Source organism: Actinoplanes sp. OR16, from assembly GCF_004001265.1.
Lineage (GTDB): Bacteria > Actinomycetota > Actinomycetes > Mycobacteriales > Micromonosporaceae > Actinoplanes.
Genome location: NZ_AP019371.1, coordinates 9,132,597 through 9,159,355, shown reverse-complemented (window position 1 = coordinate 9,159,355; position 26,759 = coordinate 9,132,597). Strand labels below are relative to the sequence as shown.

General features: G+C 69.7%; 25 protein-coding genes. 11 read left to right on the top strand and 14 right to left on the bottom strand.

Features of this window, described 5'->3' with window-relative positions; translation table 11 throughout:
- The first annotated feature begins 40 nt into the window (after positions 1-40).
- The 6 genes from EP757_RS42135 to EP757_RS42110 are packed head-to-tail and all read left to right on the top strand — an operon-like array spanning position 41 to position 8,517.
- Complete coding sequence (locus EP757_RS42135; RefSeq protein WP_127553919.1) at positions 41-1,348, top strand: ABC transporter substrate-binding protein; 1,308 nt, start codon at positions 41-43, stop codon at positions 1,346-1,348.
- Complete coding sequence (locus tag EP757_RS42130) at positions 1,345-2,265, top strand: carbohydrate ABC transporter permease (RefSeq protein WP_232050281.1); 921 nt, start codon at positions 1,345-1,347, stop codon at positions 2,263-2,265. The genes EP757_RS42135 and EP757_RS42130 overlap by 4 nt, the downstream gene beginning before the upstream one ends.
- Positions 2,262-3,074, top strand: coding sequence for a carbohydrate ABC transporter permease (locus tag EP757_RS42125; RefSeq protein ID WP_127553918.1), 813 nt, complete (start codon positions 2,262-2,264; stop codon positions 3,072-3,074). Before EP757_RS42130 ends, EP757_RS42125 begins: the two co-directional genes overlap by 4 nt.
- A complete protein-coding gene (locus EP757_RS42120; protein WP_127553917.1) occupies positions 3,071-5,446 on the top strand; it encodes a glycoside hydrolase family 2 protein in 2,376 nt (791 codons plus the stop codon). Before EP757_RS42125 ends, EP757_RS42120 begins: the two co-directional genes overlap by 4 nt.
- Positions 5,443-7,524 (top strand): cellulase family glycosylhydrolase, encoded by a 2,082-nt coding sequence (locus EP757_RS42115; protein WP_127553916.1) that lies wholly within the window; start codon positions 5,443-5,445, stop codon positions 7,522-7,524. Before EP757_RS42120 ends, EP757_RS42115 begins: the two co-directional genes overlap by 4 nt.
- A 12-nt stretch (positions 7,525-7,536) precedes the next feature.
- Positions 7,537-8,517 carry a glycosyl hydrolase gene (locus EP757_RS42110; RefSeq protein ID WP_232050280.1) on the top strand — a complete coding sequence of 327 codons (981 nt, stop codon included), beginning with the start codon at positions 7,537-7,539 and terminating at the stop codon, positions 8,515-8,517.
- A gap of 100 nt (positions 8,518-8,617) precedes the next feature.
- Here EP757_RS42110 and EP757_RS42105 read toward each other — a convergent pair whose 3' ends face one another.
- The 4 genes from EP757_RS42105 to map all read right to left on the bottom strand — a co-directional run bounded on the left by EP757_RS42105 (position 8,618) and on the right by map (position 11,679).
- The gene (locus EP757_RS42105; RefSeq protein ID WP_127553915.1) at positions 8,618-10,051 is read right to left on the bottom strand and encodes a peptide MFS transporter; all 1,434 of its coding nucleotides are present in this window, start codon (positions 10,049-10,051) and stop codon (positions 8,618-8,620) included.
- A gap of 11 nt (positions 10,052-10,062) precedes the next feature.
- Positions 10,063-10,476: an Appr-1-p processing protein gene (locus EP757_RS42100; protein ID WP_127553914.1), complete on the bottom strand. Its 414-nt coding sequence runs from the start codon at positions 10,474-10,476 to the stop codon at positions 10,063-10,065.
- Between the two features lie 104 nt (positions 10,477-10,580).
- Positions 10,581-10,817, bottom strand: coding sequence for a DUF6582 domain-containing protein (locus tag EP757_RS42095; RefSeq protein WP_127553913.1), 237 nt, complete (start codon positions 10,815-10,817; stop codon positions 10,581-10,583).
- 43 nt (positions 10,818-10,860) lie between these two features.
- Positions 10,861-11,679, bottom strand: coding sequence for a type I methionyl aminopeptidase (gene map / locus EP757_RS42090; protein WP_127553912.1), 819 nt, complete (start codon positions 11,677-11,679; stop codon positions 10,861-10,863).
- A 65-nt stretch (positions 11,680-11,744) separates the two neighbouring features.
- On the opposite strand from map, the gene EP757_RS42085 reads away from it, so the two are divergent.
- Positions 11,745-12,011 (top strand): helix-turn-helix domain-containing protein, encoded by a 267-nt coding sequence (locus tag EP757_RS42085; protein WP_127553911.1) that lies wholly within the window; start codon positions 11,745-11,747, stop codon positions 12,009-12,011.
- 60 nt (positions 12,012-12,071) lie between these two features.
- Here the strand turns inward: EP757_RS42085 and EP757_RS42080 are convergent, their stop codons facing one another.
- On the bottom strand, positions 12,072-12,629 hold the full coding sequence (locus tag EP757_RS42080; protein WP_232050279.1) for a TetR/AcrR family transcriptional regulator C-terminal domain-containing protein: 558 nt from the start codon (positions 12,627-12,629) through the stop codon (positions 12,072-12,074).
- A 45-nt stretch (positions 12,630-12,674) separates the two neighbouring features.
- On the opposite strand from EP757_RS42080, the gene EP757_RS42075 reads away from it, so the two are divergent.
- The 3 genes from EP757_RS42075 to EP757_RS42065 are packed head-to-tail and all read left to right on the top strand — an operon-like array spanning position 12,675 to position 14,893.
- The gene (locus tag EP757_RS42075; RefSeq protein ID WP_127553910.1) at positions 12,675-13,910 is read left to right on the top strand and encodes an FAD-dependent monooxygenase; all 1,236 of its coding nucleotides are present in this window, start codon (positions 12,675-12,677) and stop codon (positions 13,908-13,910) included.
- Entirely contained in the window at positions 13,907-14,263 is a 357-nt protein-coding gene (locus EP757_RS42070; protein ID WP_127553909.1) for a RidA family protein, read from the top strand. Before EP757_RS42075 ends, EP757_RS42070 begins: the two co-directional genes overlap by 4 nt.
- A 21-nt stretch (positions 14,264-14,284) precedes the next feature.
- Positions 14,285-14,893, top strand: a complete 609-nt coding sequence (locus tag EP757_RS42065; RefSeq protein ID WP_127553908.1) for a class I SAM-dependent methyltransferase — start codon at positions 14,285-14,287, stop codon at positions 14,891-14,893.
- 9 nt (positions 14,894-14,902) lie between these two features.
- Here the strand turns inward: EP757_RS42065 and EP757_RS42060 are convergent, their stop codons facing one another.
- The 7 genes from EP757_RS42060 to EP757_RS42030 all read right to left on the bottom strand — a co-directional run bounded on the left by EP757_RS42060 (position 14,903) and on the right by EP757_RS42030 (position 22,250).
- Positions 14,903-15,589 carry an ABC transporter ATP-binding protein gene (locus EP757_RS42060; RefSeq protein WP_127553907.1) on the bottom strand — a complete coding sequence of 229 codons (687 nt, stop codon included), beginning with the start codon at positions 15,587-15,589 and terminating at the stop codon, positions 14,903-14,905.
- The gene (locus tag EP757_RS42055) at positions 15,586-16,332 is read right to left on the bottom strand and encodes an ABC transporter ATP-binding protein (RefSeq protein ID WP_127553906.1); all 747 of its coding nucleotides are present in this window, start codon (positions 16,330-16,332) and stop codon (positions 15,586-15,588) included. Before EP757_RS42055 ends, EP757_RS42060 begins: the two co-directional genes overlap by 4 nt.
- Complete coding sequence (locus EP757_RS42050; RefSeq protein WP_127553905.1) at positions 16,329-18,269, bottom strand: ABC transporter permease; 1,941 nt, start codon at positions 18,267-18,269, stop codon at positions 16,329-16,331. The genes EP757_RS42055 and EP757_RS42050 overlap by 4 nt, the downstream gene beginning before the upstream one ends.
- A gap of 6 nt (positions 18,270-18,275) precedes the next feature.
- A complete protein-coding gene (locus EP757_RS42045) occupies positions 18,276-19,526 on the bottom strand; it encodes an ABC transporter substrate-binding protein (protein WP_127553904.1) in 1,251 nt (416 codons plus the stop codon).
- Positions 19,527-19,759: 233 nt separating this feature from the next.
- Positions 19,760-20,605 (bottom strand): alpha/beta fold hydrolase, encoded by an 846-nt coding sequence (locus tag EP757_RS42040; RefSeq protein ID WP_127553903.1) that lies wholly within the window; start codon positions 20,603-20,605, stop codon positions 19,760-19,762.
- Positions 20,587-21,240 carry a DUF998 domain-containing protein gene (locus EP757_RS42035; RefSeq protein ID WP_127553902.1) on the bottom strand — a complete coding sequence of 218 codons (654 nt, stop codon included), beginning with the start codon at positions 21,238-21,240 and terminating at the stop codon, positions 20,587-20,589. The genes EP757_RS42040 and EP757_RS42035 overlap by 19 nt, the downstream gene beginning before the upstream one ends.
- An 86-nt stretch (positions 21,241-21,326) precedes the next feature.
- The gene (locus tag EP757_RS42030; protein ID WP_232050278.1) at positions 21,327-22,250 is read right to left on the bottom strand and encodes a DUF5995 family protein; all 924 of its coding nucleotides are present in this window, start codon (positions 22,248-22,250) and stop codon (positions 21,327-21,329) included.
- Between the two features lie 210 nt (positions 22,251-22,460).
- Here EP757_RS42030 and EP757_RS42025 point away from each other — a divergent pair, with 210 nt between their 5' ends.
- Positions 22,461-23,723, top strand: a complete 1,263-nt coding sequence (locus EP757_RS42025) for a hypothetical protein (protein ID WP_127553900.1) — start codon at positions 22,461-22,463, stop codon at positions 23,721-23,723.
- Positions 23,724-23,949: 226 nt separating this feature from the next.
- On the opposite strand, the gene EP757_RS42020 is transcribed toward EP757_RS42025, so the two are convergent.
- Both EP757_RS42020 and chvE read right to left on the bottom strand, forming a co-directional pair.
- Positions 23,950-25,512 (bottom strand): methyl-accepting chemotaxis protein, encoded by a 1,563-nt coding sequence (locus tag EP757_RS42020; RefSeq protein WP_127553899.1) that lies wholly within the window; start codon positions 25,510-25,512, stop codon positions 23,950-23,952.
- 3 nt (positions 25,513-25,515) lie between these two features.
- A complete protein-coding gene (gene chvE / locus EP757_RS42015; RefSeq protein WP_127553898.1) occupies positions 25,516-26,583 on the bottom strand; it encodes a multiple monosaccharide ABC transporter substrate-binding protein in 1,068 nt (355 codons plus the stop codon).
- Positions 26,584-26,759 lie beyond the last annotated feature (176 nt).

The window sequence follows — 26,759 nt, the reverse complement described above, 5'->3', positions numbered from 1 at the left end:
ATCCCCCAACGGATCGATTCCTGACGAGGCGGATAGCGACATGGCGGATAGAAGGACTTTCATCGGGCTCGGCGCGGCAGCGGTCCTCGCCCTGGTCAGCGGCTGTACGGGTGGCGCGACCGAGGAGAAGCCGGCCGACTTCTCCGGCGAGGTCACCGGCGCGATCACGGTGCTGACGAACCGGACCGACCTGGCCACCACGGCCCTGCCGGAGTACGCCAAGAAGTTCCAGGCGAAGTACCCCGGCACCACTGTCACCTTCGAGCCGGTCACCAACTACGAGGGCGATGTCACCACCCAGCTCAGCTCCGGCGAGTACGGCGACGTCCTGCTGATCCCCAACACCGTGAAGGTCGGCCAGCTCGGCCAGTTCTTCGAGCCGCTCGGCACCGTCGAGGAGCTCAAGGCCACGTACCGGTTCGTCGACGAGAAGGCGTTCGAGGGTCAGGTCTACGGCCTGTCGCTCGGTGGCGTGGCGAACGGCTTCGTGGTGAACAAGCGGGTCTTCGCCGAGGCCGGTGTGACAGCGCCGCCGACCACGCCGGAGGCGTTCCTCACCGCTCTCGCAGCCGTGAAGGAGAAGACCGGCGCGATCCCGTTCTACACCAACTACAAGGACGGCTGGCCGCTGAGCTTCTTCAACAGCCAGCGGGCGATCCTCGGCGACCCGGCCGTCAACGAGAACTTCCCGGCGGATCCGGCCCCCTGGCAGGCCGGCAAGACGCCGTACATCACCGATGGGCTGCTCTTCGACATCGTGAAGAACAAGCTCAGCGAGCCGGACCCGCTCACCACCAACTGGGAGGGGAGCAAGCCGATGATCGGCACCGGCAAGGTCGGCAGCATGCTGCTCGGCTCCTGGGCGGTGCCGCAGATGAAGGACGCCGCGAAGGCGGCCGGCGCGAACCCGGACGACATCGCGTTCTGGCCGTTCCCGTACCAGACCGGTGGCGAGTTCCACGCCCGGATCGAGGGCGACTACAAGGCCGCGGTCAGCAAGACCAGCACGAACAAGGCGACCGCGAAGGCCTGGCTGGAATGGTTCGTGAACGAGTCGGGGTTCGCCGCCGACCAGCAGTCCATCCCGCCGGTCGTCGGCCAGGAACTGCCCGCGGCGCTCAAGGACTTCCAGGCCACCGGCGTGGAGCTGATGGAGATCCCGGCCGCTGTCACGAACAGCGGCAAGGAAGACGAGATCATCAAGGCGTCCGAGATCGACCTGGCCGGCAACATCTACCGGCAGAAGCTCGTCGACATCGCCCGCGGGGCGGCCAAGGGTGACAAGGAGTCGTACTTCGCCGAGCTGAACAAGCGGTGGGGCGAGGCCCAGTCGCAGGTCATGCGGTGACGACGACGATGGAGAGGCCGGCGGCGGTCAAGCCGGCCTCCGGCTCCAAGATCCGCAACCGGAGCCTGACCCCCTGGCTCTATCTCGCACCCGCCCTGGCTCTGCTGATCACCTTCACCTACGTGCCGGTCGGCAACATGGTGGCCTACAGCTTCACCTCGTGGGACGGCCTCGACGTCACGATGGAACCGGTCGGCCTGGACAACTACGTCAAGGTCGTCACCGACGAGCGGTACTGGCGGGTCTTCCTGATCAGCGGGTACTACTTCGCGGCGTCGTTCGTGCAGATCGCCATCGCCCTCTACTTCGCGGTGATCCTGTCGTTCAGCACCCGGTTCCGGAACCTGTTCAAGGGCATCCTGTTCTTCCCGTACCTGCTCAACGGCGTCGCCGTCGGATTCGTCTTCCTCTACCTCTTCCAGCCGGACGGCACCCTCGACACCGTGCTGCGCTGGGTCGGGCTCGGCGACCACACGAAGTTCTGGCTCGGCGACCCGGACATCGCCAACATCTCCCTGGCCGGCACGTCGGTGTGGCGGTTCACCGGGCTGAGCTTCGTGCTCTTCCTCGGGGCGATCCAGTCGATCCCGAGCGAGATCTACGAGGCCGCGGAGATCGACGGCGCCGGCGACTGGCACAAGTTCCGGCACATCATCGTGCCGGGCATCCGGCGGATCATCAGCCTCTCGTTCATCCTGGCGATCTCCGGGAGCCTGTCGGTCTTCGAGATCCCGTTCATCATGACCGGCGGCGCGAACGGCACCCGCACCTTCGTGGTGCAGGCCTACGAGACCGCGTTCCAGTTCCGGCAGATCGGGCTGGCGTCGGCGATGGCCGTGGTGCTGCTGCTCATCGTCCTGCTGATCACGTGGTTCCAGCGGCGTCTCGTCCCCGACGAAGAGGTCACCCTGTCATGAAGAATCCGATCAAGTACCTGTCGCTCGTCCTAGCCTCGATCGTCGTCCTGCTCCCGCTGACCGTCGTCCTCTTCGCCGCCTTCAAGACGCACGCCGAATACAACTCCACCGGCCCGCTGACGCCGCCGCGGAACTGGTTCAACTTCGACAACTTCGCCACGGCCTGGACCGAAGGGCGGATGCTGCTCGGCTTCTGGAACACCACCGTCATCCTGGTGATCTCGCTGACCGGCACGATCCTGGTCGGCACTCTCGCGGCCTACGCGGTGAGCCGTTTCGACTTCCCGTTCAAACGCCTGGTGCTCGGCCTGTTCCTGGTCGCCGCGCTGGTTCCGGGCGTCACCACGCAGGTCGCGACGTACCAGATCGTGAAATCGATGGGCCTGGTCAACACGCCCGGTTCGGCGATCGTGCTGTTCCTCGGCACCGACATCATCTCGATCTACATCTTCATCCAGTTCATGCAGTCGATTCCACCGAGCCTCGACCAGGCCGCGATGATCGACGGCGCGACGCGCTTCACCATCTACCGGCGGATCATCCTGCCGCTGATGAAACCGGCCATCGCGACCGTGGCGATCATCAAGGGAATCGCCATCTACAACGAGTTCTACATCCCCTTCCTCTATCTGCGCTCGCCCGATCTGAGCGTCATCTCCACGGCGCTGTTCCGATTCAAGGGCCCCTATGGAGCGCAGTGGGAGACCATCGCTGCCTGCACCATGATCGTCATCCTGCCCACGGTCGTGTTCTTCCTGCTGCTGCAGCGCTTCATCTACAACGGCATCACCGCGGGAGCGACGAAGTGACAACTCATCAGGACCTGTCCGGACAGTGGCGCCTCCGGGGCCGCGACATCGACCTCCCGGCCACCGTTCCCGGTTGCGTCCACACCGATCTGCTCGCCGCCGGCCGCATTCCGGATCCGTTTCTGGACGACAACGAGAAGACGGTCGCCTGGGTCGGCCGCGAGGACTGGACGTATTCCCGGCCGATCGCCTGGAACGGCCCCCGGCACGACCGCATCGACCTGGTCTTCGACGGTCTGGACACGGTCGCGCGGATCTCCGTGGGCGACGAGGTCGTCGGCGAGACCAAGAACATGCACCGGACCCATCGGTTCGACGTGACGTCGCTGCTGGAGAGCGAAGCCGACCTCACCGTCGCGTTCACCTCGGCCTACACCGAGACCGCCGCCGTGGAAGCGCTTCTCGGCCCGCGCCCGAACGCCTATCCCGAACCGTTCCCGTTCATCCGCAAGATGGCGGCCTCCTTCGGCTGGGACTGGGGTCCGACGCTGGTCACCGCCGGCATCTGGCGAAACGTCCGCCTCGAAGGCTGGAGCACGGCCCGGATCGCGGCGGTGCGGCCGCTCACCACGTACGAGAACGGGGTGGGAAAGCTGAACCTGACCGCGGAGATCGAGCGCTCGCGGGATCGCGCGCTCAGCGCGCGGATCCTCCTCGATGGAGACCTGGTCGATACGGTTCCGGTCAATGCCGATTCGGTACGAAGGGAGCTGGAGCTCTCATCGGCTTCCCGCTGGGACCCGGCGGGCCACGGTGAACCCGCCCTGCACACGCTCACCGTCGTGCTGACCGACGGCGATCAGGAGCTCGACCGGTGGGAGCGTCGTGTCGGGTTCCGCAGCGTGGCGATCGACAGGTCACCGGACGACGCCGGAACCCGATTCGTCATCCACGTGAACGACACCCCGATCCTGGTGAAGGGCGTCAACTGGATCCCGGACGACATCTTCCCGTCCCGGATGACCCGGGAACGCTACGAATTGCGGCTGCGGCAGGCCGCCGACGCCGGCGTCAATCTGATCCGGGTGTGGGGCGGCGGCATCTACGAGGACCGCGCCTTCTACGAGGTGTGCGACGAACTCGGCCTGATGGTGTGGCAGGACTTCCTCTTCGCGTGCGCCTGCTATCCGGAGGAGGACCCGATCCGTTCCGAGGTGATCGCCGAGGCGCGCGACAACGTGACCCGGCTGTCGCCGCATCCGAGCCTCATCACGTGGAGCGGCAACAACGAGAATCTGTGGCTGCGCGGCGTCTCCGGGTGGACCTCGCAGCCGGGCGGCGATCTCAGCTGGGGCGATTCCTATTACCTCGACATCCTGCCGTCGATCGTCGCCGAACTGGACCCGTCCCGGCCCTATCAGGCGGGAAGTCCCTGGTCAGGGTCGTGGGATCACGAGCCGAACGACCCCGATCACCAGACCTTCCACTCGTGGGAGGTGTGGAACCGCGCGGACTACACGCATTACCGCGATTCGGCGCCCCGATTCGTCGCCGAATTCGGCTGGCAGGCGCCGCCCGCCTGGCGGACCCTGCGCGACGCCGTCTCCGACGACCCGATGCTCCCCGATTCTCCGGGCGTCCTGCACCACCAGAAGGCCGAGGACGGAAACGGCAAACTCGCCCGCGGCCTCGCGCACCACCTTCCGGCGCCGAGAACCACCGAGGCCTGGCACTACCTGACGCAGCTCAACCAGGTCCGCGCCGTGCGAACCGGAATCGAGCACTGGCGCTCGCACTGGCCGCACACCGCCGGAACCGTCGTCTGGCAACTCAACGACCTCTGGCCGGTGACATCGTGGGCGGCCATCGACGGAGCAGGACGGTTCAAACCGCTCTACCACGCCCTGAAAGAGATGTACGCCGACCGCGCCCTGACCATCCAGCCCCGCGGCGTAGCCGTTCTCAACGACCATGCGCTGCCCTGGGAAGGCGAGCTGCACCTGGAATTCCGCTCCGCCGACGGCGCGGTGCTGGAGTCCGTTTCTCATCAGGTCGCCGTGCCCGCTCGTGAGGTATCGGTCATCCCGATCGACGCCGGCGACGCGGCCATCGTCGTAGCGGCCCTGGGCCGGGAGAGGGCCCTGTGGTTCGCCTCGGACGGTGCCGACGCCGACCCCGGCCTGACCGTCACCACCACCCCGGTGCCCGGCGGCCTCGACGTGCACATCGTCGCCGCCGGCGTGGCCCGCGACCTCCTGCTGCAGCCCGACCGCATCCACCCGGACGCCACCGCCGATCAGGGCTTCGTCACCCTGCTGCCCGGCGAATCGACGGTGCTGCACGTCCGGGCCCCGATCGACCTCGACCCGAACGCCGTGAAGGCACCCTGGGTCCTCACCGACCTGGCGACCGTCCTCGGGGGCCGGGAATGAGACTGCTCCGAACCGTCATCGCCGCCGCCCTCTGCCTGGCCCTCTTCCCCCAGCCGGCATCCGCCCACTCCCGCGCCGCGTTCGTCACCCGCGACGGCGCCACCCTGGAACTCGGCGGGAAACCGTTCCGCTTCGCCGGCACCAACATCTACTGGCTGGGCCTGGACGAGAACGTCGGCGGCGTCGGCTACCCCACCCGCTTCCGGATCCGCGACGCCCTCGACACCGCGAAGGCCATGGGCCTCACCGTGGTCCGCTCGCACATGCTCGCCTCCACCGGCAACCCGAAGTCGATCCTGCCGGACACCACCGGCCCTCTCAACGAGCAGGCCTTCGCGACCGTCGACTACGCGATCGCCTACGCCGGCACGCTCGGCATCAAGCTGATCCTGCCGCTCACCGACGAGTGGGCGTACTACCACGGTGGACACCGCGACTTCACCGATCCGTACGGGCTGCCCGGTGAGGCGTTCTACACCGACCCGCGGGTGATCGCCGACTATCAGCACTACGTCAAGCGGGTGATGGACCGGGTCAACCCGCTCACCGGCAAGCGCTACCGCGACGACGCGGCGATCATGGCATGGGAGCTGGGCAACGAGCTCGAGGGCATGACCCCGTCCTGGATCGCCGCGAACGCCGCGCTGTTCAAGAAGTGGGCGCCGAGACAGCTGGTGGCGGCGGGCCGGCGCTTCGACATCGACCCGGACACCCTGGCGGACGCCGCCGTCGACATCGTGGACGTCCACTACTACCCGCCGACCGCGGCGAAGGTGGCGTCCGACGCCGCCACGGTCGCGGCCGCCGGCAAGGTCTACATCGCGGGGGAGTACGCGTCCACCGCCGCGAGCAGCTCGTTGTTCGATCCGCTCGTGGACGACCGCGCGGTCACCGGGATGCTGTCCTGGTCGCTGTTCGGGCACGCCGACGACCACGGTTACGTCCAGCACGACGACGGATTCACGTTCCACTATCCGGGCGACGACCAGCGGATGACGATTGCGGTCAAGGCCCAGATGTCGTACGCCGAAGCTCTCGGCGCCCGGCTCACGCCGACCAGGAACACTCCGCTGCTGACGTCGGTGACCCAGCGTGCCGGCCTGAACGTGCTGGCCTGGCGGGGAGCGGCGGGCGCGACCGGTTACCGGGTCGAGCGGTCCCGCACACCGTGGGGGCCGTGGGTCGCCGCGCACCCCGGCGTGCTCTCCGACGACCAGGCGCCGTGGACCGATGTCCGCGGGCGTGGCGACAGCTGGTACCGGGTCGTCGCCGTCGGCGCCGGTGGACCGTCACCGGTGCGGTTCGTGCGATCGGTTCCGGTCAGCGCGGCGCCCGGCCCGTTCACCGCTCTCACCCCTGCCCCGGGCGCGACCGCGGTGATCGGCCCGGACCGTTTCGCGTGGAGTCCGGCCGCTGACGCCGGCGCCTACGAGCTGACGGTGTCGCGCAAGCCCGATCTCAGTTCGCCGGTGATCACTGTTGTCTCGGAGACATCCGGATATGACAACGGGACACCGCTCGATCCCGGGACCACCTACTACTGGCAGGTCAGAGCGATCAACGCGAAAGGGACGACCGTCTCGCCGGTCGCCTCCTTCACGACGCGGGCCCTGCCGACGTCGCCGGTGGTGATCGACGACTTCGATGGCTATGAGGACTCGGCACAGCTCGGTGCGGCGTACGTCAGGAATGCCGGCGGCGGACCGGTGAACCTGACCCTTCTCCCCGGACACGGCATGCAGATCGACGCCGATCCGTCGGCGGCCGGGTATGCCGGCATCACCCGCAGCTTCCCCGCGAAGGACCTCTGGGGTCAGCGGGGCCTGCGGCTCGCCCTGCAACGGCCGCTCGGCCGCACCACGGTGAGCATCCAGTTCGTGGCCGGCGGCGCCTACTGGGAGTACACGCTCCCGGACGACGCCTCCGGAACGGTGACCGTCCCGTTCGACGCGTTCCGTCAGCCGCCGTGGGCACCGTCCGGGCAGCTGAACCTTCGGGAGGTCACGCAACTGTCCTTCTACACCGGTGGGCCGGAACGGGCCCGGCTCGTCGTGGACGACGTCACCGCGTACCCCTAAGGAGGTCTTGCCGTGAGAATCCCCGCAACGATCGGCGCTGCCCTGCTCCTCGGCGCCACGCTCCTCCCCGTCCCCGCTCACGCCTTCCCCGCGACAAGCAGGACCACGGTGATCAACTATCTGAAGTCGATCACTGGGACCAGCATCGTCTCCGGCCAGCACAACAAGGAGCCGGCAAGTTCGCCCGGCCAGTACACGGCGCAGGTCAACGCCGTCACCGGTCAGTGGCCGGGCCTGTGGGGCGGCGACATGATGTTCCGCGCCGACGACGTGAACAACCGCCAGCGCGTCGTCGACCAGGCTCTCACCGAGTGGCGGAACGGTTCGCTGGTCGCCCTGACCTGGCACGCCTGCTCACCCACCGTCGGCCGCACCTGCGAATTCGAGGGCGGCGTGAAAACGCAGATCTCGGCCACGCAATTCCAGCAGATCGTCACCGGCGGCACCGCGCTGAACACGACCTGGCGTTCCCGGATGGCCGAAGTGGTGCCCTATCTGCGCCAGCTCCGCGACGCCGGAGTGCCGGTGCTGTGGCGTCCCTTCCACGAGATGAACGAGACGTGGAACTGGTGGGGCGGCCGTTCCGGCGCGAACGGCGGCGCGAAGATCTACCAGCAGATGAAGGACTATTTCGACAGCCAGGGCCTGACCAATCTCATCTGGGTCTGGAATGTGCAGGACAACCCGGCCGGCGGCTGGTCCTCCTATTACCCCGGCGCTGCTTACGTCGACGTGGTCTCGCTGGACGCCTGGTACAAGTCCTACCCGTCCACCGCCGACTACCAGCAGATCCAGTCGATAGCAGCAGGCAAGCCCATCGCCATCGCCGAAATGGGCAAGGTCCCCAACGCCGCGCTGCTCACGTCCCAGACCCGCTGGGCCTACTTCATGATCTGGTCCGAGCAACTCCGGGCGAACAACACGAACGCCGAGATCCAGGCGGCCTACTTCCACCCCCGAGTCCTCAACCAGGGCGAGGTCCGGCTCGGCTGACCGGCCCGCGGGACGTCCGCAGCCGTCCTGGCGCCAGTCGCCGTCCTCCGCCCGGCCGGTGAGGAAGGCATCGCTGTACGCGCGTATCCGGTGGCCCGCCTCAGCGGACTCCGCTCATCAGGCGGGAGATGGGGCGGGCCACCGCGGCCAGCGCCAGCCCCAGGACGATGGCGATGGCGCCGAGGAGGCCGAAGTAAACGGTCTCGGAGGACGGGTCGTAATAGCCGGCCAGCGTTCCCGACATGGCGGTGCCGAGGGCCACCGACAGATAGAACAACGCCACCATCTGGGTGTGGAACGCATGCGGCGCCAGCTTGGTGGAGAGGGAGAGGCCGACGGGGGAGAGCAGCAGCTCCGCGATCGTGAAGACGAGGAGGATGCCGGCCAGCGCCAGCAGCGGCGCGCTGTTCGGGCCGCCGCCGGCCAGGGGGAGGAAGAGCAGGAACGCGACGCCCATGATGACGGTTCCGGCCGCGAACTTCAGGGGCGTGGACGGCTGGCGGTCACCGAGACGGGTCCAGAGGGCGGCGAAGACTCCGGAGAGGACGATGATGAAGATCGGGTTGATCGACTGGACCCAGGAGACCGGCATCTCCCAGCCGCTGATCGTACGATCAAGTCGTTCGTCCGAATATATCGTGACAACGGTGAACTGCTGCTGGTAGAGCGACCAGAACGCCGCACTGGCCAGGAACATCGGCACGAAGGCGAGCACCCGCCGCCGCTCGACCTCCGAGATCCGCCGGCTCGACAGGATGAGGGCGAAGTAGCCGATCGAGGCGATGACGCTCAGCACCACCACGATCGTCGACAGTCGATCGGCGGCCAGCAACCCGGTCACGGCGGCGGCGACGACGACGACCACCAGCGCCACGAAGACGGCCGCGGCGACGTAGATCCCCCGTACCGGAAGCGGATTCGGCACCTCCCGCCCGGTGGCCGGGAGCCGTTTGCGCCCCAGCCAATATTGGATCAGGCCGATGGCCATCCCGGCGGCGGCGAGCGCGAAACCCCAGTGGAAACCGGCCCGCGTCTGCACCAGCCCGGTCAGCAGCGGCCCGAGCAGCGCCCCGAGGTTGATGCCGAGGTAGAACAGCGAGAACCCGGCGTCCCGCCGCTCGTCCTTCTCGTCGTAGAGGTTGCCGACCATCGACGTCGCGTTGGCTTTGACGCCGCCGCTGCCGATGGCGATGAGCACGAGTCCGGTGCCGACGCCGGCGAGCCCGGGCAGCGCCGCGAGTGCGATGTGCCCGCACATCACGAGCACGGCGCTGAGGAACAGCACCCGCTCCGCGCCGAGCAGCCGGTCGGCCACCCAGGCGCCGAGGATCGTCGAGAGGTACACGGCTCCGCCGTAGGCGCCGACGATGCTGGTCGCGGTCCCCTGATCGATGCCGAGCCCGCCGTCGGCGGCCGCGTAGTACAGGTAGATCAGCAGGATGCCCTGCATGCCGTAGAACGAGAACCGTTCCCACAGCTCGACACCGAACAGGTTGGCCAGCGGGCGTGGCTGCCCGAAGAAGGTGGACGGCATGGGTCCTCGGATCAGGGTCCGACGATGACGACGCGGACCTTGCGGCCGGCCGCCGAGTCCCGGACCGCGGGCTCGACGACGGCCCAGTCACCGAGCGGCGGCAGCCCGATCGACGGGATCTCGCGCATCTCGGCGTCGTCCAGCGCCGCCGCGAGCGCGCTGCGCAGCGCGGGCACGTCCAGCGGCCCGCCGGCACGCTGGTGGATGGCGAGGTTGTAGACGAGCAGGCCCTCCGGCGTCTTCCACGACATCATGCCGCCGAGGCGCAGGTTCCCGGCCCGGCAGCGTTCGCGATAGCGGTCGTACATCGCCGGCCAGCGCACGCGGAAGTCGTGATCCATGACGCCGGCGCACGTCACGCCGTGCGCCAGAGCGGGGAATCCCTGCTCGAAGAGGTCACCGGCGCGGATGTCGATGAGGTCCACGGGCGCTCCTGACGGTGGGCGACGTTGCCACCTTCCATGATGGAGTGCCCGATCATGTCTCGTACAGGGTCAATTGCCGGCGCCCGAACCGGTGCGCCGCCACCCTATGACGGTTTTCCCAGTTCCTGCCACCGGGTCTCGGTCATCTCCACGCCGAACTTCTTCGCGGCCCGCCGGATACGCCGGAACGCCTCGTCGCGTTCCTCGTCGCTGACGTCCTTCACCTGGTCGAACCGGGCGATGGCGTTCCGCACGTGGCTCGCGTCGCCGAGGGGTTCCTTGCGCACCCGGGGAAAGGCGAACTGGCTGTCCGGCATGGCGTTGCGGTCGTCGGTCTCCATGACCGGCTGGTTTACCCGCCACCCGCGATTCGATGCGCTCCGGTCAGGAGGTCGCGGACGGCTGACCGGCCCGCAGGTGGGAGCCGGCGGTCTCGCCCGGGCGGCGGGTGAGCACCTGCGGACCGGCGGCCGTGATCGCCACCGTGTGCTCCGAGTGCGCCGTGCGGGAACCGTCCGCGGACCGGATCGTCCAGCCGTCCTCGTCAAATTTGATCTTGTCGGTGGTCTTGCAGAGCCACGGCTCGATGGCGATCGTGAGGCCGGGTTCGAGCTTCATGCCGCGGCGGGCGCGGCCGTCGTTGGCGATGTGCGGGGCCTCGTGCATGGTGCGGCCGAGGCCGTGGCCGCCGAACTCCATGTTGACGCCGTACCCGTACTCGCGGGCGACAGCGCCGATCGCCGCCGAGATGTCGCCGATGCGGCCGCCGGGCTGTGCCGCCTCGATGGCTGCTTCCAGCGCCACCTCGGTCGCCTCGATCACGCGCAGGTCGGCGGGGTCGGGCGTGCCGACGACGAAGGAGAGCGCCGAGTCGGTGACCCACCCGTCGACGCTGACCGCCATGTCGATGCTGAGCAGGTCGCCGTCGCGGAGCACGTACTTGTGCGGCAGCCCGTGCAGCACCGCGTCGTTGACCGACAGGCAGAGCACGTTGCGGAACGGGCCGCGGCCGAACGACGGCGCGTAGTCCCAGTAGCAGCTCTCGGCGCCACGCTCCTTGATGCGCCGGCGCGCCAGGTGTTCCAGGTCCATCAGGTCGACGCCGACGGCACTGGCGTCGCGCAGCTCGGCGAGAAGCTCGCCGACGAACCGTCCGGTCACGGCCATCAGGCCGATCTCGGCGGACGACTTCAACTCGATCATGAGGTTCCCTCCCCGCTCGGTATATTAATACCTGGTATTTTTATACCACGCGCTATCCTGCTGGCATGGTTCGCCAACCGCTCACCCCGGAACAGATCGCAGCGGGCCAGCGGCTCGGGGCCGCGCTCCGCACCGCCCGAGCCGACCGTAGCCTCGGTGAGGTGGCCCTCGCCGCCGGTATCTCCCCGGAGACCCTTCGCAAGATCGAGGCCGGTCGGCTGCCGGCGCCCGCGTTCGGAACCGTGGTCTGTCTCAGTCAGGCGCTCGGCGTGCCACTGGAGTCCCTCGCCGACGTGTGGCTGGCCGGCATGCCGGTGCGCCAGGCCTCCTGAGGCGCGACAACATGAACCGCCCACCCGGCAACGACGCCGCCGACCGGTCCGCCGCGTCATCTAGGCGAGAAGCTTCCCGACCCCGAACTCGAACCGCTCGTCGAACGACGCGTCGGTCAACCCCGGCAGCACCCGCGTGAGCGCCGCGCGTCCGCCCACGTCGAGGCTGTGCGGATCGCCCTGCTCCTCCTGGGTCAGCCCGAGCACGAAGTAGAGCAGGCTCCAGCAGGTCCACGCCGCCTCCCGCTCCGGCAGCCCGCCGTCGAGCAGTGCCGCGACCAGCGCCTCCGCGGTGTCGAGCGTCGCCGGCTCGGAGGCGTAGGTGCCCGCGACCACGGCCGCCCCGTCGCGATGAGCGAGCAGCGCCCGGCGGTACCGCCGCATGATCTCGGCCGCCCGCTCCCGCCACGACTCCGGCAGCCCGTCGAGTGACACCCCCGCGACGATGGCGTCGGCCATCAGCTCGTCGAGGCGACTCTTGCTCTTGACGTGCCAGAGGACCGAGTTCATCCGTACGCCGAGACGCTGTGCGATGGCGCGCATCGAGACGCCGGCCGCCCCCTGCTCGTCGAGCACTTCGAGCGCGACCCGCACCACATCACCTTGACTCTTGGTCACCGACCAAATGTACTCCTTGGTCAGTGACCAATAGGAGGTCGGGATATGCAGGACGTCGTGGTGGTGGGCGCCGGGCCCACCGGTCTGTGGCTGGCGGGTGAGCTGCGCCTGGGCGGTGCATCGGTGACCGTCGTCGAGGCTCGCACCGAGCGAGACCCTCACTCGAAGGCGCTCACCGTCCACCCCCGGACGCTGGAGATCTTCGACTGCCGTGGGGTGCTCGACCGGTTCCTCGCCGAGGGCGGGCGGATCCCGCGCGGGCACTTCGGCTCGCTGCCGGACCTGCTGGACTTCTCGGTGCTGGACACCCCGTACCCGTTCACGCTGGCGCTGCCGCAGCGCCGCACCGAGGAGCTTCTCGAGGAACGCGCGCTGGCCATGGGCGCGACGATCCGCCGGGGTGTGCGGGTCGCCGGACTGACGGCCGAGGGTATCGAGCTGGAGGGCGGCGAGGTGCTGGCGGCCCGGTACGTGGCCGGGTGCGACGGCGCCCGGAGCACGATCCGGCAGGCGGCCGGCATCGACTTCCCCGGCACCGCGACGACCACGTGGGGCTGGCTCGGCGACGTCACCCTCGACGCTCCACCGGCGACCGGGACGGCGATGTTCTCCGGCGCCGAGGGCGGCCTCATGGTGGTGCCGCTGCCCGGTGGCGTCCACCGGCTCGTCGGCATCGACCCGGGATCCCACCGCCCGGACTGGCCGGGGGAGCTCGGCCTCGACGAGCTGCGAGCGACGGTACGCAGGATCGCCGGCACCGACTACGGCATGCGCGACCCTCGCTGGCTGTCCCGGTTCGGCAACGCCACCCGGCAGGCTTCGGCGTACCGGGCCGGGCGGGTCCTGCTGGCCGGCGACGCCGCGCACATGCACTTCCCGGCCGGCGGCGTCGGCATGAACGTCGGCATCCAGGACGCGCACAACCTCGGCTGGAAGCTGGCCGCCGTCGTGACCGGGCGCGCGGACGAGGCGCTGCTCGACACGTACCACGAGGAACGCCACCCGGTCGGCGCCGCCCTGCTGCGCGACACCCGGGCGCAGACCGCGCTGATGGCCTCGTTCACCCCGGAGACGCTCGCGCTGCGGACCGTCCTCAGCGGCCTGATCGCGTCCACTCCGGACCTGTCCCGGCAGCTGGCCGAGCGGCTCTCCGGCCTCGACGTCGCCTATGCGGCCGGCCGGCGAGTTCCCGACCGTGACGGCCTCTTCGCCCGGCTGCGCACCGGTGAGCACGTCGCGACCGCGGCCGGCCCGGTCCGTCCGGACGGGCACCCGGCATGAGGAGGATCAACCCCGAGGGTGTGTTCGCGCCGCCCGGGATCAGCCAGGTCGTCACCGCCACCGGAACGATGGTGTTCCTCTCCGGCCAGGTCGCCTGGGGCGCTCAGGGGGATCACGCCGCGCAGGCCGGACAGATCGCCGAGAACATCACGATCGCGCTGTCCGCAGTCGGTGCGACCTGGGACGACGTGGTGAAGGAGACGATCTGGGTGGTCGACTACCGGCCGGAGCTGCTGCCCGGCATCGTCGGCGCTCTGCGGCGCGGCTCGCCTCCGGCCAGTACGCTCGTTGCCGTTCCCGCGCTGTTCGCCCCGGGGTACCTGATCGAGGTGGAGATCGTGGCGATGATCTGACCGGACCCGGGGAGGCACGCGGTGGACGAGGCGACGGCCAAGGCACGCCGAGTGTGGGACAAGACAGCGCCCACCTATGACCGGCAGATCGCGTTCCTGGAGCGGCACTGGTTCGCCGGCGGCCGGGAGTGGATCGGCGCCCGGGCGACCGGACGGATCCTCGACGTCGGCGTGGGCACCGGGCGCAACCTGCCGCACTACCCGATCGAGGCGTCCGTCACCGGTATCGACCTGAGCCCCGCGATGCTCGCCGTGGCCCGGCAGCGGGCGACCAGGCCGGTCGAGCTGCGCGAGGGCGACGCCACCCGGCTGCCGTTCGCGGACGCCTCGTTCGACACGGTCGTCTGCGCCCTGGCGCTCTGTGCCATCCCCGACCCGCGGGCGGCGATCGCCGAGGCCGGGCGGGTTCTGGCCCCGGGCGGCCGGCTGCTGCTCCTGGATCACATCGGCAGCAGTGTGCCGCCGCTCCGGGCCGCCCAATGGTTGTTCGAACAGATCACGATCCGGACCGCGGGGGAGCACATGACGCGCCGCCAGCTGCCCCTGGTCGAGGCAGCCGGCTTCACGATCGTCGAGGTGGAACGCCTGAAGGCGGGCACGATCGAGCGGATCCACGCTCGCAGCCGATGACCACCGGATTCAACCGCCGAAATAGGCGTCGGCGACAGCGTGCCGGTCGGCGCGTAGCTCAGCCGCCGGACCGGTCAGTGAAACCCGCCCGTGGTGCAGCACGACGGCCCGGTCGGCGATCGACAGGGCCAGGTCGATGTGCTGTTCGACGAGGAGCACGCCGACGCCGAGGCGGTCGGCGAGCGCACGGATGCTGGGCAGCAGGGCCTGGACCGCGACCGGGGCCAGACCCATGCTCATCTCGTCGATCAGCAGGACCCGCGGGCGGCGGACCAGGGCTTTGGCGATGGCGAGCATCTGCTGTTCGCCGCCGGAGAGCCGGCCGCATCGGCGGGACATCAGACCCTTCAGCGCCGGGAACAGGTCGAGTGCCTCGCCCGGGTCGCCTCCGGCCAAGGCGAGGTTCTCCCGTACCGAAAGGGTGTGGAAGACGCCTCTCGTGTCCGGAACCAGGACGAGACCGGCGCGCGCGTTCTGCTCCAGGCGTCTGTGCAGGGGTTTGCCGAACGCGGTGACGACGCCGGACATCGGTGTGATGACGCCTGCCGCCGTGAGCAGGGTGGTGGTCTTGCCGGCGCCGTTCGGCCCGAGCATGGCGACGATCTCTCCGGAGGCGACGCTCAGGTCCAGGTCGCGGACGGCCGGGATGCCCGCATAGCCGGCGGTGATGCCGGTCAGGGTCAGCACATCGCTCACGGCACGAGCTCCGATCCCAGGTACGCCGTCCGCACCGCCGGATCGGCCAGCACGTCGGAGGGTGTCCCGTCGGCGATGACGACGCCGTAGTCCAGCACGTACACCCGATCGCAGATGCCCGCGACCAGCGTCATGTCGTGGTCGATCAGCAGCACCGCCAGGCCCGATGCGGCGATCGCCCGCACGTGCCGCCCGAACTCGGCGCTCTCCTCGGTGTCCAGCCCGGCGGCCGGCTCGTCGAGCAGGATCACGCGCACCTCTCCGGCCAGCGCCCGCGCCACCCCGACGATCTTCTGCCGGCCGAGACTGAGTTCGCCGGGCTTGCGATCGGCCACCGATTCAAGATCGAACATGCGGAGTACGTCCTGAGCATCGTGCCCGCGACCGCGCCGTCCGGCGAGGTCGTCCCAGAGGTTGCGCAGGGGCCGGCGGCCCGCCGCGACGGCGATGTTCTGCCGCACGGTCAGGTCCATGAACAGTTCCCCGGCCTGCCAGGTGCGGGCCAGCCCGGCCCGCCGCCGATCGTGCGGTGCGAGCCGGTCGATCCGCCTGCCGGCCACCGTGACGACGCCCTGTGCCGGGGTGAACCCGGTGACGGCGTCGACGAACGTGGTCTTGCCGGCGCCGTTGGGTCCGATCAGCCCGACGACCTCCCCGGCGTCGGCGGTGATGCCGATGCCGGTGTTGGCCCGGACGCCGCCGTAGTGGACGGTCAGTCCTTCGGTGGCCAGCAGCGGGCTCACAGGGCAACCTCCCGGTGTGGACGGCGGCGCAGCCGCCCGGTGGTCCCGCCGGCGATCCCGACGGGGTTGAGCACCGCGGTCAGGACCAGGGCGCAGGCGGCGATGAGCGTGTAGTACCGGCCGAGGCCGAGGGTGCTGTTGAGCAGGGTGTAGACGACACCGAGCGGGGCGATCAGCCCGGCGATGAGGGCGCCGCTGATCCGGGTGATGCCGCCGACGTACGCCATGCACAGCACGCTGAGCCCGACGACGACGTTGAACGACTCGGCGGAGAGCTGCGAGCGGCTGTATCCGATCAGGCATCCGCCGACCCCGGCCAGGAACGCCGAGAGCGCGAAGCCGGCGAGCTTGACCTGGGCGACGTTGATGCCGGCGGCTGCCGCGGCGCGTTCGTTGGAGCGTACGGCCAGAAACGACTGGCCGGTCGCGCCGGCGAGCAGCCGGACGACGGCGATGGCGAGCACACCGACGATGACGACGACGGTGGCGGCGAACGCCGTGGTGGTCAGGTCGGTGCCGCTGCGTACCGCCAGGTCCCAGCCGAACAGGGTGGGCCCGTGGATCAGGTTGCCCTCGAACGGGGTCAGCGCCGGATTGGCGAACGCCAGCTGCTGCACGGCCACCGCCCCGGCCAGGGTCACCACCGCGAGCTGGGCGCCGCGGACCCGCAGCGCGGGCAGGCCGACGACGACGCCGACCAGCGTCGCGACACCGGCGGACAGCAGGATCGCCAGCGGGAACGGGATGTCGGTGTTCATCGTGATCCGGGACAGCAGGAATCCGCCGCTGCCGGCGAACGCCATCGAGGCGAGCGAGATCTGACCCAGATAGCCGGTCAGCACGACCAGCGACAACGCGATCAGCGCCATGATGATCGAGGTGACGACGCCGAACCGCCAGCTGCCCGACGTCAGCCCGATGGCGAGGACCGCCCCGGCCAGCAGCGCACCGGCGGCGATCCACGGCCGGGACGGCAGCACCACGGCGGGCATCCGGGCCGGTCCCGGCGCGTCTCGGGCCGGGATGCTCTTGCCGAGCACCACCAGCGCGAAGACCACCAGGACGAACGGCACCGCCTCGCCGAGCCCGGCCTGTGCCCAGGCCGGCCAGCCGTCGGTGGTGGCCAGCAACAGCAGGATCGACTGCAGGACGCCGATGGCCAGGCCGGTCACCGCGGCCACCATGATCGAGGTGAGCCGGGCCAGCAGGGCGGCTGCCAGGCCGGGCAGGACGTAGAACATGTAGCCGATCGGATCGAGGCCGAGCGTGGGCGCGGCCAGGATCGCCACCAGGGCCGTCGCCGCGCCGGTCAGCAGCCACATGACGCCGGCCAGCCGGTCCGGTGACAGCCCGGTCAGCCGGGCGGCGAGCTCGTTCTCCGCGCCGGCCCGGGTCGCCACACCCCACCGGGTGAACCGCAGGTACGCCGACAGTGCCCCGGCCAGCACCAGCGCCGTGGCCAGCAGGATCAGGTCGCTGACGTTGACCACGGCGCCGGCCACGGTCAGCGTCCGGTCGGTGAGCAGCGGGGCGGCCAGCGCGCCCTCGGTCGGGAAGCGCAGCGGCACCAGCGAGGCGATCGCCAGCATCAACCCGACCGAGGCCACCACCTGGGCCAGCGGCGGCGCCGCCCGCAGCGGACGGAACACCAGCCAGTGCGCCGCGAACGCCAGACCGGCGACACTGGCGACCCCGAGCGCGACGGCCGGCCACGCGGCCATCGGCTCGGGGCTCAGGCCGATCGACCCGACGGGCAGGACGAGCGTGCCGCTTCGCCGTAGCTCGGCCACCACCCACACGCCCCACAGGGCCAGCGACCCCTGGGCGAAGTTGAGGACTCCGGTGGCGGCGTGCAGGGACACGAGGGACGCGGCGATCACCGCGTAGACGGCTCCACCGGCGAAGCCGAGCGTGACGAAGAGCAGCAGCTGATCCATGCCGGACTAGACCGCCCCGGGAATGGCCCCGAGGACCTGCGGGGCCGGGGTGATCCAGTCGCCGGTGACCGGCTTGGTCGAGCCGTCCGGCTGCACGCTGAACAGCAGCATCTGCGTCGTGCAGTTCGGTGAGGTGGCGCTGCCGCAGGTGATCCTCGGGCCGAGGAAGGACGGGAAGTCCTTGAGTCCCTTGAGGGTCTTCAGGACCTCCGCGCCGGTCACGCTGTCCGTGGCGCCGGACGCGGTCAGGGCCTTCGCCAGGTTGACCAGCAGCGCGAACTCGCCGATCGCGTAGTACCCGGCGGTGCCGCCCTCCACCGCCGAGATGTGCTTGTCGGCGAGCGCTAGCTCGCTCTGCACCTCCAGCGGCGCGTACGGCGACGCGGTGGGCAGCCAGTTCGACGAGTAGAGCGCGCCACCGGCGGCCTGCTCCGGCGCGCCCTCGATGTAGTCGGTGCACGCGGCCGTGAAGATCTCACCCTTGTACTGCAGTTGCCGCAGCGCCTTGACCAGCGCCGTGCAGACCGCCTCGCTCGGCGCCGCGACCAGCCCGCCGACGTCCGGGTTGTCCTTCGCGATCGCGGAGGCCACGGCGGTGAAGTTCGGGCTGGTCGGGGAGAAGTAGATGCCCTTCGCCTCGATGCCGAGCGCCTTCGACAGCGCCGGCAGCAGGTTGTCGATGGTCTGGTGCGACGACGGCGTGTCGACCAGGGCCAGCGTGACCGACTTCTTGCCCTCGGACTGGAACGCCTGCAGCGCCCCGACCAGGAACGACGCCTGCGGGGCGGCGAAGAACACCCGGTTGTCCGGCTTGGCGCCGGTCACCGAGTCGAACGGGATCATGCCGACCAGCGGGATCTGCGCGGCGGTCAGCGGCGGCAGCGCGGCGCTGGACGACAGGTTGTAGCCGTCCAGGACCGCGACGACCTTCTTCTCCACGAACGTGTTGGCGCAGGACTGCGCCTTCTCCGGCGTGGTGTCGGTGTCGCAGGGGACCACCTCGATCGGATGGCCGTTGACGCCGCCGAACTCGCCGTTGATGTAGGACAGCGCCGCCTGCACGCCGGTGTCGGTACCGGGCTGCGGCACCGGGCCGCCGTTCGGATTGAGGAAGCCGACGGTGATCGGTGGCTTGGTGAGAGTGGAGGTGCCGGCCTCGGCGGTGCTCGGCGTGGAGCCCGAACTACAGCCGGCGGCGGCCAGTGAGGTGACCACGAACGCGGTCAAGGCAGGGAAAAGGACCCGATGTCTCTGCATGGCTCTCTCGTTTCGACGCGAGGGTTCGTACCAGGAGCGCGCGACTGATCGGACCGCCAGGGGTGGCCCCGCGGTGTCTGCACGCACTGTAATTCAGCGTTAACTTGTTGGGAAGGTCCAAGCGTCGAAAGTGGAGCTGAACTGCTGTTTCAGCCTCGATGTGGTCCAGTTTAGAGCGGATTATTCATTAACTTAGGTGGCCGCGTCCGAGACCGTGGAGGGGGTGGCGGATGTCAGGCGGCGGTCGCGCGGATGTGTTCCACGACGGCCCGCCGGCCGGCCTTCGCCTCGGGGACCGGCAGCAGCGGGTAGACGTGGATCGCGCCCTCCTGCTCGTGGTAGGTCAGGTTCGCGCCGAGCTTCGAGCGCAGCAGGCGGCAGTCGGGCAGCGTGATGTCTCGGGTCCCGACCAGGATCTGCGCCGGCGGCAGCCCGCCGAGATCACCGTGGATCGGGCTCAGCCGTGGATCGTCGAGCGCCAGCCCGCCCGTCCAGGCGTCCGCGATCGGCCGCAGCCCGGCCCGGCAGAGCCACGGATCGTGCGGTTCGATCTCGTCGATGCCCGGGTTCGACATGGTCAGATCCAGCCACGGCGCGATCATCGTGAATCCGCTGATCAGGTCCGGCTCCTGCTGTGCGGCGAGCATCGCCAGCCCGCCGCCGGCCGAGTCGCCGACCAGATAACACGGCTTCCCCAGCCCGCGGACGACCTCGGTGACCAGGGCCAGCGCTTCCAGGCCATGGTGCTTCGGCGACAGCCCATAGATGGGTACGTGGACCTCGAAGCCGGTCCGGGCGGCCAGATGATCGACGAGCGACCAGTGCTGACTCACGATCTCGCTGGTGTACGCGCCACCGTGCAGGTACACGATGGCCCGCTCCGCCTTGCCGATCCGGTGCACGTCGAAGCCCTGCACGCGGGAGCTCGTCACATTCCACCGTCGCCGCAGCGACTTCGGCGGCGCGGACGGGCCCTTGGGGCGGCGGAGCGTGCGGATGCCGGCAGCCTCGGTGACGAACTTCCGCCGGTACACGAGCCGCATGACGTGCGCGACCCCGTTCATCTGCCAGCTGACCATTGCCGCAGGCTACCGGCGCCGACCCGGTTTGGGGAGATCAGCAACCGGCAGCCGGCGTAGCAGGCCCAGATCGCCAGCGGGAACACGGCGACCCGCTCCATCGCTCCGAGGCCCATCCCCGCGTCCTGCTGCGCGATGAACAGCACGGCCCCGGTCAGGCCGAGCAGCCCGGACACCAGCGCCGCCGGTGATCGGCGGGCCCAGCCCAGCGCGAGCAGCCCGGCATTGCCCGGCAGGAACACGAGCACCGCCGCCAGCAGATGAACGTTCTCGTTCACGTCCGCCGGGAACGCGCCGGCCAACCCGAGCCCGGCCGCCCCGGCCACCATCGCCGCCAGACTCCACCGTCCCTGCCCCCGGGCCCGCCGTGTCAGCAGCAGCCCCGCGACGAGCAACACCGCGGTCAGCACGAACGCCACGTTCATGGCGTCGTGCCAGGGCGAGCAGACGTACCGGGGCCGGGTCGTGTCCCAGACGCCGCAGGTCACGTTCCCCAGATCGCTGACGTTGTTGGTGGCCCAGCTGAACGCCGGTTCGGTCCAGGCCAGCCCGACGACCAGATTGGCGATCAGGAAGAGCGGGGCAGCGAGGGCGAGCAAGAGGGCTCCGGCCCTGGTCACACGGTTGATTTCCATAGACCTGAGTAGATCAGCGCCGCCCGCCCGAATCACTGCGGCTGACCCGCCACCCTGAGGTAGGGCCACCCCCACCCCGCACCCGGTCACTTCTTGGCTGCCGCCTCCAGCTGCCGCACCCGGCGCCCGCCCCGCACCGCATGCCACACGTTCGCCGCGGCCGCCCGCACGGTCAGCCACAGCACGCGCACGATCCCGGCGCCCCGGAGCAGGGTCTCCCCGGCGACGGCGGCGATCCGGTCCATGACCATCACGGCCCGGTCGTAGTCGTCCTCGTCGTCCTGCAGCTCCCAGAGCCGCTCGGCCTGCTCCCAGGCCCGGGCCCGGGTGGTCCGCACCAGAACCCGCTGGCTCCAGTCGTCCAGCTCACCGACGCAGCGGTCGATCTCCATCTGCCACGCGTTGGCGAACCGGCGGCGCAACGGCGGGATCTCCTCGTAGAAGATCTTGTTGACCAGCAGGTAGTCCGGGTGCTGCGGCCCGTCGCCGGTGTAGCCCAGCCGCTTCCAGGTGGCGATCAGCGCGAGCGCCAGATCCCGGTTGATGTGCGCGTTGACCCCGAGGACCGCCGCTTCGAGGGTGCTCATCTGCTGGTCCTGCCCGCGGCGGAACAGCACCTCCCACGCGTCGGGGGTGTCGATGTCCGGCACACCCCAGGTCGAGAGCGCCCGGAAGTAGAGCCGCGCGAACTCGACGTCGAGCACCTCGAGCCAGTTCTTGTCGACGACGTCCTTGCCCTGCAGGTGCGTCTCGACCCGCTGGGTGATGGTCAGGTAGAGAGAGTTGAACGCGGCCACCCGATGCGCTTTCGGGCTGGGCGGCATCTCGTCCAGGATCTCCTGCAGCAGCTTGAGCCGGGCGATGACACCGGCGATGTCCTCCGGTGGCACCCGGCAGGCGTCCGCCATGGCCTGCTCGGACGGCGTCCACCCGTTGATGATCTCCGGTACGGCGGGCTCGATGCGCCGGCGGCACTCGCGCAGCCGCTCAGCGCTGGCCTCGACTTGCACGCGATCGAAATTCACACCTCATGTTCAGCCCGCACACCTCTCCGAGGCATCCGATATTCGGTCCCCACCCAGTCGGATAGACGACTGTCTCCCTCCACTTAAGATCCGACCCATTCTCTGTACGGGGTGAGCCCGGTCCCGTGACGGCCCGGCGTTCTGTCGTACCTGCTCTCTAAGATCTCGGCACGCATCAATCGACGGGGAGTTCTCGTGCGCTCTGGACTGATGGCCGCCACCGCGGCCGGTCTGCTCATCCTGACACCGTCCGCGGCCTGGGCCGCGGCGCCGGCCGTCCCGGCATCGCTCGCCGTCGGCGGTGTCGCCTGTGCTCCGGGCGGCATCCTGATCGGCTCGACCACGCCGCAGGTCACCGCTTCCGTCACCATCGGCGTGGGCTCCGAGTTCGCGGTCTGGCCGGTGGGCGAGCGACACCGGCGGATCGCCTGGACCGGCCCGGTCTCCACCAGCGGCACGGTCTTCACGAGCCTGCCGTCAGAGCTTTCCAACGGTACGCGGTACCGCCTCACCGCCCGGGCCGTCGACGCCGGTGGCACGGCGTCGGAGTGGGCGCCGGCCTGCACGTTCACCGTCGACACGGTCCCGCCTCGGCCCCCGGTCGTGACCTCGCGCGACTACCCGGCGAACACCGACGGCGGTGGCGCCGGCGTGACCGGCGCGTTCACCTTCGCCGCGGCCGGTGGCGACGACGACGTGGCGAAGTTCCGCTACTCCTGGACGGGCGGCGGTCTCCGGGAGATCGAGGCGAACCGCAGGGGCCGGGCCACCGTCGAGCTCACGCCCGACCGGGTCGGCGGCTTCAGCCTCACCGTGGTCGCGGTCGACCGCACCGGCAACCGCTCGGCCGAGACCACCTACGACTTCTCCGTGCTGGACCGGCAGCCGCGCGTCTGGGATCAGAACCCGGAGGGCGCCGCCGGCGAGCCGCGGACGGTCCGCCTCTCGAGCGCGGTGCCGCGGACGGCGTCGTTCACCTACCAGCTGAACGACGCCCCGGCGCGGACCGTCGCGGCCGACGCCGCCGGGGTGGCCGTGGTGACCCTGACCCCTGACCGCCGCGGTTCCAACCCGCTGGTGGTCACCAGCCGGACCGCGTCCGGTGTGGTGTCGCCGGAGACCCGGGTCAGCCTCTGGGTGCTGGTCCAGGTCCCGAAGCCGGTGATCACCTCGCCCCAGCTGCCGGACGACGGCACCCCGCCGCCGGTGGTCGGCACCGAGCTGACCTTCCACTTCACGACCGGCTCGCCGGAGGTCACCGAGTTCGTCTGGTCCTCCGACTACGGCGCGACCGAGCAGGTGGTGCCCGCCGACGCGAACGGCAACGCGACAGTGCGCTACACCCCGATCGGCTGGCCCTACGTGGAGATCCAGGCGAAGGCCCGCACAGCAGACGGCTTCGAGTCCGACCCGTCCTACGCCGCCTGGGAGCTGACCCCGGACGGCTCAGCGGACTGACCCGAACCGCCGCTGTCAAAACCACCCCAAGCCGACGGCCTCAAACTGCCGGCCCAAACTGCCGGCCCCAAGCCGCCGGCCCCAAGCCGCCGGCCCCAAACCGCCGGCCCAAGCCGCCACGCTCAAACCGGCCTGAGCGTCCGGTCCGAGCGTCCGGTCCGAGCGTCCGGTCCGAGCGTCCGGCCCGGGTGGTCAGTTACCGCCAGGGCCGGGTGCCGCACGGCTCTCAGACCCGGAAGCGAGCCACCAGGGTCTGCAGCTCGTTGGCCATCGTGCTCAGCTCCCCGATGGCCTGCCGCGACTGCGCCATGCCTTCGGTGGTCCGTTCCGAGGCCGAGGCGAGTCCTTCCACGCCGTCGGCGATGTCGCCGGCGCCGTCGGCCACCGCCGTGATGCTGCGGTTCATCTCGGCCGTCGTGGCGGTCTGCTCCTCGACCGCCGCCGCGATGGTGGCCTGGTGGTCGTTGATCTGCTCGATGACCGCGGTGATCTGGCTGATCGCCTCGACGGCGCCGGCCGTGTCGGCCTGGATCGCCGAGACGCGGCGGGTGATGTCCTCGGTGGCCCGGGCGGTCTCCTGGGCGAGGTCCTTCACCTCGCTGGCGACGACGGCGAACCCCTTGCCGGACTCGCCGGCGCGGGCCGCCTCGATGGTGGCGTTGAGGGCGAGCAGGTTGGTCTGCTCCGCGATGCTGGTGATCGCCGCGACCACACTGGCGATCTCCGCGGACGAGGTGCCGAGCTTGTCGATGTGCGTGCTGGTGGAACGGGCGACCTCGACGGCCTGACCGGCGACCTCGGCGGCTCGGGCGGTGCTCTGCGAGATCTCCCGGATCGACTCGGACATCTCCTGCGCGCCGGCCGCGACCGCGCCGACGTTCGAGGAGACCGCGGCGGCGGTGCCGGACACGTCCCGGGCCTGCGACGACGACCCACGGGCGGTGTCGGCGATGGCCCCGGCCGTGGAGGTCATCTCTTCGGCGGCGGCGGCCAGTGCGCGCGCCGACGCGGCGGCCTGGGCCACGACCGTACGCATGTGGCCCTGCGCCTGGTCCAGTGCCTGCGCCATCTGCCCCACCTCGTCCTTCGAGGTGACGTCGGCGGTGACCGTGAGGTCGCCACCGGCCATGGCGGTCAGCGCGGTACGGACGCGCTGCAGCGGCCGGGTGATCGACGTGACGATGATCCGGGCCAGCAGGCAGAGCAGGATCGCGGCGGCGAGCGCGGTCCCGAGCAGGATCATCTGAGCGCGGTCCCGGCTGGCGGCGGCATCGCTGGAGGCAGTCGCCACGGACGCGGCGAACAGGGTCCGCTCGTTCGACAGCACCGCGCTGGTCAGGTAGTTGTCGACGTCGATCTGCTCCCACGCGAGGCGGGCCTGTGCCTGGTCGGCGACCGCGCCGGCGACGAAGCGCTCGATGACGTCGCCGTAGTCGGCGTAGGCCGTGCGGATCCTGGCCACCGCGGCGTCGAGCTCGCTGGGCAGTTCCACCGCGTCGAGCTGGTCGAGCAGCTCATCGGCCTGCTTGAGTTCGGCGGCGAGGATCGCCGACTGTGCGGACGGGTCGTCCCGGGTGATCGACTGCAGGCCGTTGACCTTGAGGTCGCTGGCGACGCGGTCGAGGCGCAGCACCAGGGTGCTGGCCGTGTTGAGGTCGGCCAGCCGCGCCGCGGTGTCCTCGGCGACGTGGTTGGTGTAGAGGGTGACGCCGACACAGGTGCCGACGGCGAGCAGGCCCGCGGTGACCAGGCCGGTCAGTTTCGCCCAGACGGGGGTGTCACTCAGCACTGGTCATGCTCCGATCTGGGCGGCCGTGTAGTAACCGCCGTCGATGAGCACGCGGCGGTAGTTGCTCTCGTCGACGTTGACCGGCTGCAGCAGGAACGTCGGCACGGTCTTGACGCCGTTGTCGTACTGCTCGGTGTCGTTGACCATGGGCTTCTCGTCGCTGAGCAGCGCGTCGGTCATCTGCACGGCGACCTTGGCGAGCTCGCGGGTGTCCTTGTACACGGTCTCGGTCTGCTGACCGGAAGCGATCAGCTTGACGGAGTCCAGTTCGGCGTCCTGGCCGGTGATCACCGGCAGTTTCCGGTCCGCTTCCTGGAAGGCGGTGAGGATGCCGCGCGTGATCCCGTCATAGGGCGACAGGACGGCGTCGACGTCATACCCGCCCTTGAGTAGCCGCGTCATCCGCTTCTGCGCGACCGCGCCGTCCCACCGCATCGTCGCTACATCGGCGAACTTCGTCTCACCGCTCCGGACATTCAAGATCCCCTTCTTCATGTACGGCCGGAGCACGCTCATGGCGCCGTTGAAGAAGAACGTGGCGTTGTTGTCGTCCGGGGAACCGGCGAACAGTTCCAGGTTGAACGTCTTCTTCGTGGTCTTCAGCTTCAGCGCGTCCACGATCGCGGTGCCCTGCTCGACGCCGACCTTGAAGTTGTCGAAGGTGGCGTAGTAGTCGACGTCCCCGCTGTCCCGGATCAGCCGGTCGTAGGCGATCACCGGGATGTCGTTGCGGGCCGCCTTCGACAGCACGCTCTTGAGTGCGGTGCCGTCGATCGCCCCGATCACCAGCGCCGACACCTTGGCGTCGATCATGTCGTCGATCTGCTGGACCTGCACGTCGACGTCGTCGTCCGCGTACTGCATGTCGGTGCGGTAGCCGAGCAGCTCGAACTGCTTGACCATGTTCTCCCCGTCGCCGATCCACCGCTCCGAGGCCTTGGTCGGCATGGCGAGCCCGACGGTCCCGCGCTGCGGGCCTGCCGCCTCCGCGGCCTGCTCGCCGCCGCTGCATCCCGACGTAGCCGTCAGCAGAGCCGCTGCCGTGGCCAATGCCGCCCACCGTGTGAACACCAGCGCCTCCGTCTTTCCTTCGTCCGTCGGCGTAGTGATCGGCAGCCTCGTACCCGTGATGAGACAACAACACTCCGAGTCGGCAACGTCACTCTCGGTGCGTATCGCCGAGGTTTAAGGTTGGCTCGTTCAACTTGCGTTCATGTACCGCGAAGCGTTTCGTCGGCATCGACGCC

Bases quoted from the DNA above. Each gene is read 5' to 3' on its own strand.
- EP757_RS42105 (WP_127553915.1), bottom strand. From the start codon at position 10,051: ATGCCGTCCACCTTCTTCGGGCAGCCACGCCCGCTGGCCAACCTGTTC.
- EP757_RS42045 (WP_127553904.1), bottom strand. From the start codon at position 19,526: ATGCAGAGACATCGGGTCCTTTTCCCTGCCTTGACCGCGTTCGTGGTC.
- EP757_RS42085 (WP_127553911.1), top strand. From the start codon at position 11,745: ATGGTTCGCCAACCGCTCACCCCGGAACAGATCGCAGCGGGCCAGCGG.
- EP757_RS42035 (WP_127553902.1), bottom strand. From the start codon at position 21,240: ATGGAAATCAACCGTGTGACCAGGGCCGGAGCCCTCTTGCTCGCCCTC.
- EP757_RS42070 (WP_127553909.1), top strand. From the start codon at position 13,907: ATGAGGAGGATCAACCCCGAGGGTGTGTTCGCGCCGCCCGGGATCAGC.
- EP757_RS42040 (WP_127553903.1), bottom strand. From the start codon at position 20,605: ATGGTCAGCTGGCAGATGAACGGGGTCGCGCACGTCATGCGGCTCGTG.
- EP757_RS42115 (WP_127553916.1), top strand. From the start codon at position 5,443: ATGAGACTGCTCCGAACCGTCATCGCCGCCGCCCTCTGCCTGGCCCTC.
- map (WP_127553912.1), bottom strand. From the start codon at position 11,679: ATGATCGAGTTGAAGTCGTCCGCCGAGATCGGCCTGATGGCCGTGACC.
- EP757_RS42125 (WP_127553918.1), top strand. From the start codon at position 2,262: ATGAAGAATCCGATCAAGTACCTGTCGCTCGTCCTAGCCTCGATCGTC.
- EP757_RS42050 (WP_127553905.1), bottom strand. From the start codon at position 18,269: ATGGATCAGCTGCTGCTCTTCGTCACGCTCGGCTTCGCCGGTGGAGCC.
- EP757_RS42135 (WP_127553919.1), top strand. From the start codon at position 41: ATGGCGGATAGAAGGACTTTCATCGGGCTCGGCGCGGCAGCGGTCCTC.
- EP757_RS42095 (WP_127553913.1), bottom strand. From the start codon at position 10,817: ATGGAGACCGACGACCGCAACGCCATGCCGGACAGCCAGTTCGCCTTT.
- EP757_RS42075 (WP_127553910.1), top strand. From the start codon at position 12,675: ATGCAGGACGTCGTGGTGGTGGGCGCCGGGCCCACCGGTCTGTGGCTG.